Source organism: Streptomyces sp. NPDC101178 (assembly GCF_044767965.1).
GTDB lineage: Bacteria > Actinomycetota > Actinomycetes > Streptomycetales > Streptomycetaceae > Streptomyces.
Map to the genome: position 1 here is coordinate 852319 of NZ_JBIWOZ010000003.1, position 9153 is coordinate 861471.

Annotated in this window: 8 protein-coding genes; 7 read left to right on the forward strand and 1 reads right to left on the reverse strand. The window is 72.1% G+C overall.

All coding sequences use genetic code 11. The features are described 5' to 3' along the window. Positions 1-17: 17 nt before the first annotated feature. Positions 18-635: a TetR family transcriptional regulator gene (locus ACIRR8_RS12350; RefSeq protein ID WP_404062491.1), complete on the forward strand. Its 618-nt coding sequence runs from the start codon at positions 18-20 to the stop codon at positions 633-635. 163 nt (positions 636-798) lie between these two features. Continuing rightward, on the forward strand, positions 799-2649 hold the full coding sequence (ilvD, locus tag ACIRR8_RS12355; RefSeq protein WP_404062494.1) for a dihydroxy-acid dehydratase: 1851 nt from the start codon (positions 799-801) through the stop codon (positions 2647-2649). Positions 2650-2834: 185 nt separating this feature from the next. Here the strand turns inward: ilvD and ACIRR8_RS12360 are convergent, their stop codons facing one another. Beyond that, on the reverse strand, positions 2835-4991 hold the full coding sequence (locus ACIRR8_RS12360) for a protein kinase (RefSeq protein ID WP_404062614.1): 2157 nt from the start codon (positions 4989-4991) through the stop codon (positions 2835-2837). 134 nt (positions 4992-5125) lie between these two features. On the opposite strand from ACIRR8_RS12360, the gene ACIRR8_RS12365 reads away from it, so the two are divergent. From ACIRR8_RS12365 to proC, 5 genes are all read left to right on the forward strand, one after another. Beyond that, entirely contained in the window at positions 5126-5470 is a 345-nt protein-coding gene (locus tag ACIRR8_RS12365) for an SH3 domain-containing protein (protein ID WP_404062497.1), read from the forward strand. Positions 5471-5528: 58 nt separating this feature from the next. Continuing rightward, on the forward strand, positions 5529-6116 hold the full coding sequence (locus ACIRR8_RS12370; protein WP_404062500.1) for a hypothetical protein: 588 nt from the start codon (positions 5529-5531) through the stop codon (positions 6114-6116). A 61-nt stretch (positions 6117-6177) separates the two neighbouring features. Further along, positions 6178-6975: an ABC transporter ATP-binding protein gene (locus tag ACIRR8_RS12375; protein ID WP_404062503.1), complete on the forward strand. Its 798-nt coding sequence runs from the start codon at positions 6178-6180 to the stop codon at positions 6973-6975. Next, the gene (locus ACIRR8_RS12380) at positions 6972-7733 is read left to right on the forward strand and encodes an ABC transporter permease (protein ID WP_404062506.1); all 762 of its coding nucleotides are present in this window, start codon (positions 6972-6974) and stop codon (positions 7731-7733) included. Before ACIRR8_RS12375 ends, ACIRR8_RS12380 begins: the two co-directional genes overlap by 4 nt. A 101-nt stretch (positions 7734-7834) precedes the next feature. After that, positions 7835-8644 carry a pyrroline-5-carboxylate reductase gene (gene proC / locus ACIRR8_RS12385; RefSeq protein ID WP_404062509.1) on the forward strand — a complete coding sequence of 270 codons (810 nt, stop codon included), beginning with the start codon at positions 7835-7837 and terminating at the stop codon, positions 8642-8644. The last annotated feature ends 509 nt before the right edge of the window (positions 8645-9153 follow it).

The window sequence follows — 9153 nt, forward strand, 5'->3', positions numbered from 1 at the left end:
CCGACCCCGGACCGCCCGTGACCGAGGACGCGCCCGCCCCGCGGCGCCGGGGCCGCCCCTCCCGCAAGGCCGCCGCCGAAGGCCCCGACGCCCGTACGCGCATCCTCCAGGCGGCCCGTACCGAGTTCGCCGAGCGCGGCTACGACAAGACCTCCATCCGCCAGGTCGCCAAGGCGGCCGGGGTCGACGCGGCCCTCGTCCACCACTACTTCGGTACGAAGGACGAGGTCTTCGCGGCCGCCGTCGAGCTCTCCTTCGAACCGGCCCTGGTCATCACCTCGGTCCTCGGCGGCCCGCCGGAGGGCCTCGGCGAGCGGCTGGCCCGCTACTTCCTCTCCGTATGGGAGAACCCGGCCACCCGCGCCCCGCTCCTGGCGATCCTGCGCTCGGCGCTCACCCACGAGGCGGCGGCCAAGGTGCTGCGCGGCTTCGTCCTGCGGCGGCTGCTGGAGCGGATCGCCGCGGACCTCGACGTCCCCGACGCCACGTTCCGCGCGGAGCTGGCCGCCTCGCACATGATCGGCATCGCGATGCTGCGGTACGTGATCCGGGCCGAGCCGCTCGCCTCGGCGGACCCGGAGGACATCGTCGCCATGGTGGCGCCGACGCTCCAGCGATACTTGACGGAGAGCTGACGGCACACGGCGCCTGCACACGGCGCGTGCCCACGTACCGGCCATCGCATCCCGCATTCCGGACAGCCTGTCCAGATCTTGGATCCGGGGCGTACGCTCGAAGGCAGTCTTTTCTTATCTGTCGGAGTCGGAGGCAGGCCCCCTGCCGAAGGAGCGAGCGACGATGCCCCAGCTGAGGTCCCGCACGGTCACCCACGGACGCAACATGGCGGGCGCGCGCGCCCTTATGCGCGCGTCGGGCGTAGCGAGCGCGGACATCGGCAAGCCGATCATCGCGGTCGCCAACTCGTTCACCGAGTTCGTCCCCGGCCACACCCACCTCGCGCCGGTCGGCCGGATCGTCTCCGAGGCGATCCAGGCGGCGGGCGCGGTGGCGCGCGAGTTCAACACCATCGCGGTGGACGACGGCATCGCGATGGGCCACGGCGGCATGCTCTACAGCCTGCCCTCGCGCGACCTGATCGCCGACTCCGTCGAGTACATGGTCGAGGCGCACTGCGCGGACGCGCTGATCTGCATCTCCAACTGCGACAAGATCACGCCGGGCATGCTGATGGCCGCCATGCGCCTCAACATCCCGACCGTCTTCGTCTCCGGCGGCCCGATGGAGGCCGGCAAGGCCACCCTCGTCGACGGCACGGTGCGAAAACTCGACCTGGTCAACGCGATCAGCGACGCGGTCGACGAGTCGGTCTCGGACGAGGACATCCTCCGTATCGAGGAGAACGCCTGCCCGACCTGTGGCAGCTGTTCCGGCATGTTCACCGCCAACTCGATGAACTGCCTGACCGAGGTCCTCGGACTCTCCCTCCCCGGCAACGGCTCGGTCCTCGCCACCCACACCGCCCGCAAGGCGCTGTACGAGGACGCCGGCCGCACGGTCGTCGAGATCACCAAGCGGTACTACGAGCAGGACGACGCCACGGTCCTGCCGCGCTCCATCGGCACCCGCGCCGCGTTCGACAACGCCATGGCGCTGGACATCGCGATGGGCGGCTCGACCAACACGATCCTGCACCTGCTGGCCGCCGCGCAGGAGGCCGAGCTGGACTACGACCTGGACGACATCAACGAGGTGTCGCGCCGCGTCCCGTGCCTGTCCAAGGTCGCGCCGAACGTCGCTCCGGGCGGTACGTACTACATGGAGGACGTCCACCGCGCCGGCGGCATCCCGGCCCTCCTCGGCGAGCTGCACCGCGGTGGCCACCTCAACGAGGACGTCCACTCCGTGCACTCCGACACCCTCGCCGAGTGGCTGAAGAACTGGGACGTGCGCGGCGGCTCCCCGTCCCCGGAGGCCGTCGAGCTGTGGCACGCGGCCCCCGGCTGCGTCCGCTCGGCCACCGCCTTCTCCCAGTCCGAGCGGTGGGACACGCTCGACCTGGACGCGGCGGGCGGCTGCATCCGCGATGTCGAGCACGCGTACTCCAAGGACGGCGGCCTCGCCGTCCTCAAGGGCAACCTGGCCGTGGACGGCTGCGTCGTGAAGACGGCCGGCGTCGACGAGTCGATCTGGACCTTCGAGGGCCCGGCGGTCGTCTGCGAGTCGCAGGACGAGGCCGTCGACAAGATCCTCCGCAAGGAGATCAAGCCCGGAGACGTCGTCGTCATCCGTTACGAGGGCCCGCGCGGCGGTCCCGGCATGCAGGAGATGCTCTACCCGACGTCCTTCCTCAAGGGCCGGGGCCTGGGCAAGGTCTGCGCCCTGGTCACCGACGGCCGCTTTTCCGGCGGCACATCGGGCCTCTCCATCGGCCACGCCTCACCCGAGGCGGCCTCCGGCGGCACGATCGCCCTGGTGGAGGACGGCGACCGCATCCGCATCGACATCCCGAACCGCTCGATCGAGCTGCTGGTCGACGACGCGGTCCTGTCCACCCGCCGAGAGGCCCTGAACGGCGTGTACGCCCCGAAGGCCCGCGACCGCAAGGTGTCTGCGGCCCTGCGCGCCTACGCGGCGATGGCCACGAGCGCGGACAGGGGCGCGGTCAGGGACGTCTCGAAGCTGAGCTGACCTTTCCAGGGGGAGCCCCGGTTTCCAGCCCTTCCGACGTCTCGGGTGGTGCCTTTCCGGGGCCCTTTCCCCAGACTCTCCGGCTGACCTTCCCAGCCCCTCCGGCGCTTGAGGGGCGGGGTCGGGGGCGGAGCCCCGGATGCACCCGCGCGGGCCCCCGGCCCCCACCCCCGCTCACCCCACCGCTACCAACCCTCCGCCCCCGCCCCATCCACCGCGAACACCGACCCGTCCGGTGCCGTCCCCACCACCACCCGCCCCGCCGTCACCGGCGCCGGCAGGTCCGACGCGTACCTCAGCTTCCCCTCGCTCAGCCGCGCCCGCGTCTGCCCCACCAGGGCACCCCGCTCCGTGTCGACGGCCAGCAGCCGCCCGTCCGCCGCCGAGAAGTACAGCTGCCCGCCCTCCCCGAGCACCGGCGCGGACGCCCGCCCCACCCCGGTCTCCAGCCGCCACAACTCCGCGTCCCCACCCGCCGGCGCCCCCGTGTCCACCGCCAGCAGCGACCCGCCCCGCGCCAGCAGGTACGCCGCGTCCCCGCCCATCACCACCTGCGGCTCCTCCAGCCGGAAGGGCAGCGCGATCCGGACGGCCTCCCGCTTCCCGGGCGCGTACCGCACCAGCCCCACCGTCTGCATCTCCGCGTTCATCTCCGTCAGGACCAGCTCCCCGGCCCCGGCGGTGGCGACCGGCGTGAGCACCCCGTCCAGCCGCCGCTGCCACGCCGCCCGGCCGCTGCCCGCGTCCACGGCGGTGACCAGGGTCGAGGCGCCGTCCGCCGCGTGCTCGAAGGCGTACGCGAGACCGGACGCCTCGTCGTACAGCCCGAAGTCGGGCCGTACGTGCTCCGCCGGCGCCCACTTCCACCGCTCCACCCCGCTCGCGCCGTCCAGTGCCGTGACCGTGCCGCCGTCCGCGACGACCAGCAGCGTGGAGCCGGCAAAGAACGCGGAGCCGGGACTCGCGGAGAGGCCGGTATCCCGTACGGGAACGCCCTTCACCGGGTCGTACGCGCGCAGCTTCCCGTCCGGACCGGCCGACAGCACGACCCCGCCCGAGACGACCGGCGCCGAGGCCCCGCGGAGCGCGGTGTTCCGGTCCGACCAGAGCACGCGCCCGTTCGCGGGGTCGATCCGCGCGGTCCCGGTCCCGTCCACCGCGCAGTACAGCGCCGCGCCGACCCCGGCGGAGGCGCAGACAGGCGTCGCGCTCCCGGAGGCCCGCAACGTGGTGCTCCACGGCGAAAACGCGGCGGCCTCCCTCCGCTCCGGCGCCTCCGCGGCCCCACCGTCGCCGCCCCCGCCACCACCCCACACCGCGAACCCCCCGGCGCCCACCCCCGCCACCACCAGAAGCAGCGCTGCGGCCACCACCAGCCGCCCCCGCCCCCGCCGAGCCGCCACGGCCGCCCCGCGCACATGCGTGGCGTCCTCGGCCCCTTGCCGCTCACCGGCACCGGCCCCCACGATCCCCGGCCCCACCCGCCGCTGAGCCGGTATGAACGCGGCCGCCTCGTACGAAGGCGGCCGCAACTCCGCCATCACCTCGTCCGGCGTCGGCCGCTGAGCCGGGTCCTTCGCCAGGCAGCGCCCGACCAGCTCCGCGAGATCCTCCGGCACCCCGCTCAGATCCGCCTCGTCGTGCACGACCTGGTACGCCACGATGTACGGGCTGTCCGAGTCGAACGGCCCCCGCCCCGTCGCCGCATGGACCAGCACCGCCCCCAGCGCGAACACATCGGCGGCCGGCCCCACCTCACGCGGCCGCTGGAACTGCTCCGGCGCCATGTAGGGCGGCGAGCCGATCAGCTTGCCGGTCTCGGTGCGCAGATCACTGTCGTACGGGCGCGAGATGCCGAAGTCGATGACCTTCGGGCCCGCGTCGGAGAGCAGCACGTTGCTCGGCTTCAGGTCGCGGTGGATGACACCGGCCCGGTGGATGTCCCGCAGCGCCTCGGCCAGTCCGGCGGTCAGCCTGCGCAGCTCGGCGGGGGCCAGCGGGCCGTTCCGCTTGACCTGCTCGGCGAGGGTCGGGCCGGGCACGTACAGGGTCGCCATCCACGGTCGTACGGCCTCCGGGTCGGCGTCCACGACCGGCGCGGTGAACGCCCCGCTGACCCGCCGCGCGGCCGCCACCTCCTGCCGGAACCGGGCCCTGAACTCGGGGTCCGCCGCGTACGGTCGGTGCACCACCTTCACCGCGAGCTGGAGCCCGGAGGCGGACCGGGCCAGGTGGACGACGCCCATGCCGCCCGAGCCGAGACATGCCTCAAGACGGTAGGTACCCGCGTATTCCGGAAACTCCGCTTCCGGATGCGCTCCGGCCCCTGGCAGCGGCGGCATCGCCCACCCCCGTGTGTTGATGCGCAAGCGCGACGCACGGAGCCTAGTCGATGGTGCGTGCGAGCGGCGTGGGGGTTGTTAGCCTGCGCGTCGTACGGCTTCGTACGCATCGTTTCTCAACGGGGGAGGCCCTCATGGGCGTTGACGAGCAGGCCACGGACCAGGCGGCGAAGCCCGCCACGGCACCGGACGAAACCACCACCACCAGCACCACGGCGGCGACCTCGTCGACCCACAAGTACCCGATCGCCCCCGGCTACCGGGTCAACGTCCGCACCGGCCCCGGCACCAGCTACCGGATCGTGCGGACGCTCCCGGTCGGGATGAGCGTCCCGATCTACTGCCAGAAGCCGGGGGAGCGGGTCACCGGCCCGTACGGCACGTCCAACCTCTGGTGCAACATCGCCAACGGCCAGTTCATCTCGGACACCTACGTCTACACGGGCAGCGACGGTTACGTCGCTCCGCGCTGCGACTGACCGGCCCGCCGAGCCGCTCGCTCACGGGACCGGCCCCGGCCCGGGGATAATCGACCCCGTGAGCGAGAACAGCGAGAACAGCGAGAACAGCGAGAACAGCGAGAACAGCCGAGCACCCGGCACCCCGAAAGCCTCCGGCACCCCCACAACCTCCGGCACGCCCCAGGCCACCCCGCCCGGCCCGCGGCCCGAGCCCATCCGCTTCTTCGGGACGACCTGGGTCGACCACGACGGCGGCTACGCGCTGCGGCGCACCGGCGTCGCGGCCGGCTCGCTCGCCGCCGCCGTGGCCGCCTGCTTCGTCCTGCGCTTCGCCTTCCAGGGCCTGCAGATCGCGGAGGTCGGCAGCCTGGTCGGCATGCTGGTGATCGTGATGTTCGCGATCTGCAGCGCCGTCGCGTTCCGCAAGACCTGGGAGTCCTTCGGCGCCCGCCCCAAGGACCCGGCCCGCGAGGACGCCCTGCGCGGCCTGAAGTCGATCGGTTTCATCGGCTCGCTCCTCGCCTACTTCGTCCGCTCGCTCATCGAGGCCCCGGGCGAGAAGCTGCGCCGTACGGAGTACGAGACCGCCCGCACGCAGTTCGAGAAGCGCCGCTCGACCCGCACGGGCAACCCGGCGGCCCGCAAGCGCCCCAAGCGCCGCTGACGCGGCCGCCACCCACCACACCCTCTTGACGAAGGGACCTCCCAGCTCTCTAATTCATCACATGATGAATAACGACGCCGGAAGGAACCGGCCACCCCCCGCCCCAGCCGTGCGGGCCCACGGCCTCACCGTCGTACGCGGCACCCGCACCGTCCTGCGCGGCCTCGGCTTCACCCTCGAACCCGGCACCATCACCGGCCTCCTCGGCCCCTCCGGCTGCGGCAAGACCACCCTGATGCGCGCGGTCGCCGGCACCCAGGCCAAGGTGACGGGCACGCTCACCGTCCTCGGCCACCCCGCCGGCGCCCCGGCCCTCCGCCCGCGCATCGGGTACGTCACCCAGGCCCCCTCCGTCTACACGGACCTCACCGTCCGGCAGAACCTGGACCACTTCGCCGCCGTCCTCCACCCCGGCCGCACGAACCGGGCCACCCGCCGGGCCGCGGTCACCCGGGCCATCGCGGAGGTGGACCTCACCACCCACGCCGACGCGCTCGCCGCCACACTCTCCGGCGGCCAGCGCAGCCGCGTCTCCCTGGCGGTGGCCCTGCTCTCCACGCCCGACCTGCTGGTCCTGGACGAACCCACGGTCGGCCTGGACCCGGTACTCCGCCGCGACCTGTGGGACCTCTTCCACCGCCTCGCCGCCGACCGGGGCGCCACGCTCCTCATCTCGTCCCACGTCATGGACGAGGCCGAACGCTGCCACCGCCTCCTCCTCATGCGCGAGGGCCGCATCCTCGCCGAGGACACCCCCGAGGCCCTCCGCACCCGCACCGGCACCGGGACGGTGGAGGCGGCCTTCCTCCACCTGGTCGACGAGGCGGCAGCCACCCAGGGGAAGGAGCCGCAGCCATGACGGCGACCACCACCGGCCCGCTCACCTACTCCCGTACGACAGCCACCGCCGCCCGGGTCCTGCGCCAGCTCCACCACGACCCGCGCACGGTCGCACTCCTCCTGATCGTCCCGGTAGCGATGATCACGCTGCTCCGTTACGTCTTCGACGGCGCACCCGGAACGTTCGACTCGATCGGCGCCTCGCTCCTCGGCATCTTCCCGCTGATCACGATGTTCCTGGTGACCTCGATCGCCACCCTGCGCGAACGCACCTCGGGCACCTTGGAGCGCCTCCTCGCCCTCCCGCTCGGCAAGGGCGATCTGATCGCCGGGTACGCCCTCGCGTTCGGCGCGGTCGCCGTCGTCCAGTCGGCCCTGGCCACCGCGGTCTCCGTCTGGCTGCTCGGCCTGGACGTCACCGGCTCACCGTGGCTGCTGCTCCTGATCGCGCTGCTGGACGCCCTGCTCGGCACGGCGCTCGGCCTCTTCGTCTCGGCGTTCGCCGCCTCCGAGTTCCAGGCCGTCCAGTTCATGCCGGCGGTGATCTTCCCGCAGCTCCTGCTCTGCGGCCTGTTCATCCCGCGCGACCGGATGCACCCGGTCCTGGAGGCGATCTCGAACGTCCTGCCGATGTCGTACGCCGTCGACGGCATGAACCAGGTCCTCCACCACGCCGACCTCACCGGCGCCTTCCTCCGGGACATCGCGGTCGTCGCGGGCAGCGCGCTCCTGGTCCTCTGCCTGGGCGCGATCACCCTCCGCCGCCGCACGCCGTGAGACGCCACCGCACCCTCCGGAACCCCGGTGCGAGGATGACGGGAAGACGACGGCTGCGCACCGACGCATCCCGACCCCAGCACCGCCCGGAGGGTGAACGCATGACCCAGACAGTCGCAGTCCTCGGCACGGGAAAGATCGGCGAGGCCCTCCTCAGCGGCATGATCCGGGCAGGCTGGCGACCGGCCGACCTCCTGGTGACCACACGCCGCAGCGAACGGGCCGAGGAACTGCACACGCGGTACGGAGTCGAGTCCGTCACCAACGCGGAGGCGGCCAAGAACGCCGACATCCTCATCCTCGCGGTCAAGCCGCAGGACATGGGCAAGCTCCTGGACGAACTGGCCCCGCACGTCACCGCCGACCGCCTGGTCATCAGCGCGGCCGCCGGCATCACGACCACGTTCATCGAGGAGCGCCTCACGCAGGGCACCCCGGTAGTCAGGGTCATGCCCAACACCCCGGTCCTGGTGGACGAGGGCATGTCCGTCATCTCGGCCGGCAGCCACGCCACCGGCGCGCACCTCACCACCACCGAGGAGATCTTCGGCGGCGTCGGCAAGACGCTGCGCGTCCCGGAGTCCCAGCAGGACGCGGCCACCGCCCTCTCCGGCTCCGGCCCCGCCTACTTCTACTTCCTGGTCGAGGCCATGACCGACGCGGGCATCCTGCTCGGTCTGCCCCGCGCCCAGGCACACGACCTCATCGTCCAGGCGGCCATCGGCGCCGCGGTGATGCTCCGGGACAGCGGCGAACACCCGGTCAAGCTCCGCGAGGCCGTCACCAGCCCCGCCGGCACCACGATCAGCGCCATCCGCGAGCTGGAGAACCACGGCGTACGGGCCGCCCTCATCGCCGCCCTCGAAGCCGCCCGCGACCGTAGCCGCGAACTGGCCTCCGGCAACGGCTGACCCACGCCCCCGGCCGGGGGTTGACAGGCCCCCGGCACGTCCGTAGTGTGCTCCGAGTTGTCCGACGTGAGTGCCGACCCCGGTCGGTCCCCGGACAGCCATTCCGCAGTGACCACGACCAGCAGCGACTCCGTGTCGCGTGCTTTTTCGTGCGCATTCGCGAAATGAGGAATCCGCGTTCGAAGGAACGGACCCCGATTAGCGTCGGGGGCCGGGAATCCGCTAATGTCTCACTCGTCGGAACGGCCCAACGGCTGGGAGGACAAGCCCCGCTGACTGGGGATCAGGCCCGAAAGGATCTGATAGAGTCGGATTCGCCGGAAAGGGAAAACGCGAAAGCGAAGAACCTGGAAAGCAAGACTGCACGGCCCGCTTCGACCGGGAGTCAGGCACTGGAAAGTGTCTGATAGAGTTGGAAACGCAAGACAGCGAGACAAAAGAAGTAAATGAAGGGAAGCGCCCGGAGGGCCCCGGTGATACGGGACCGAAGGAAGCGTCCGTTCCTTGAG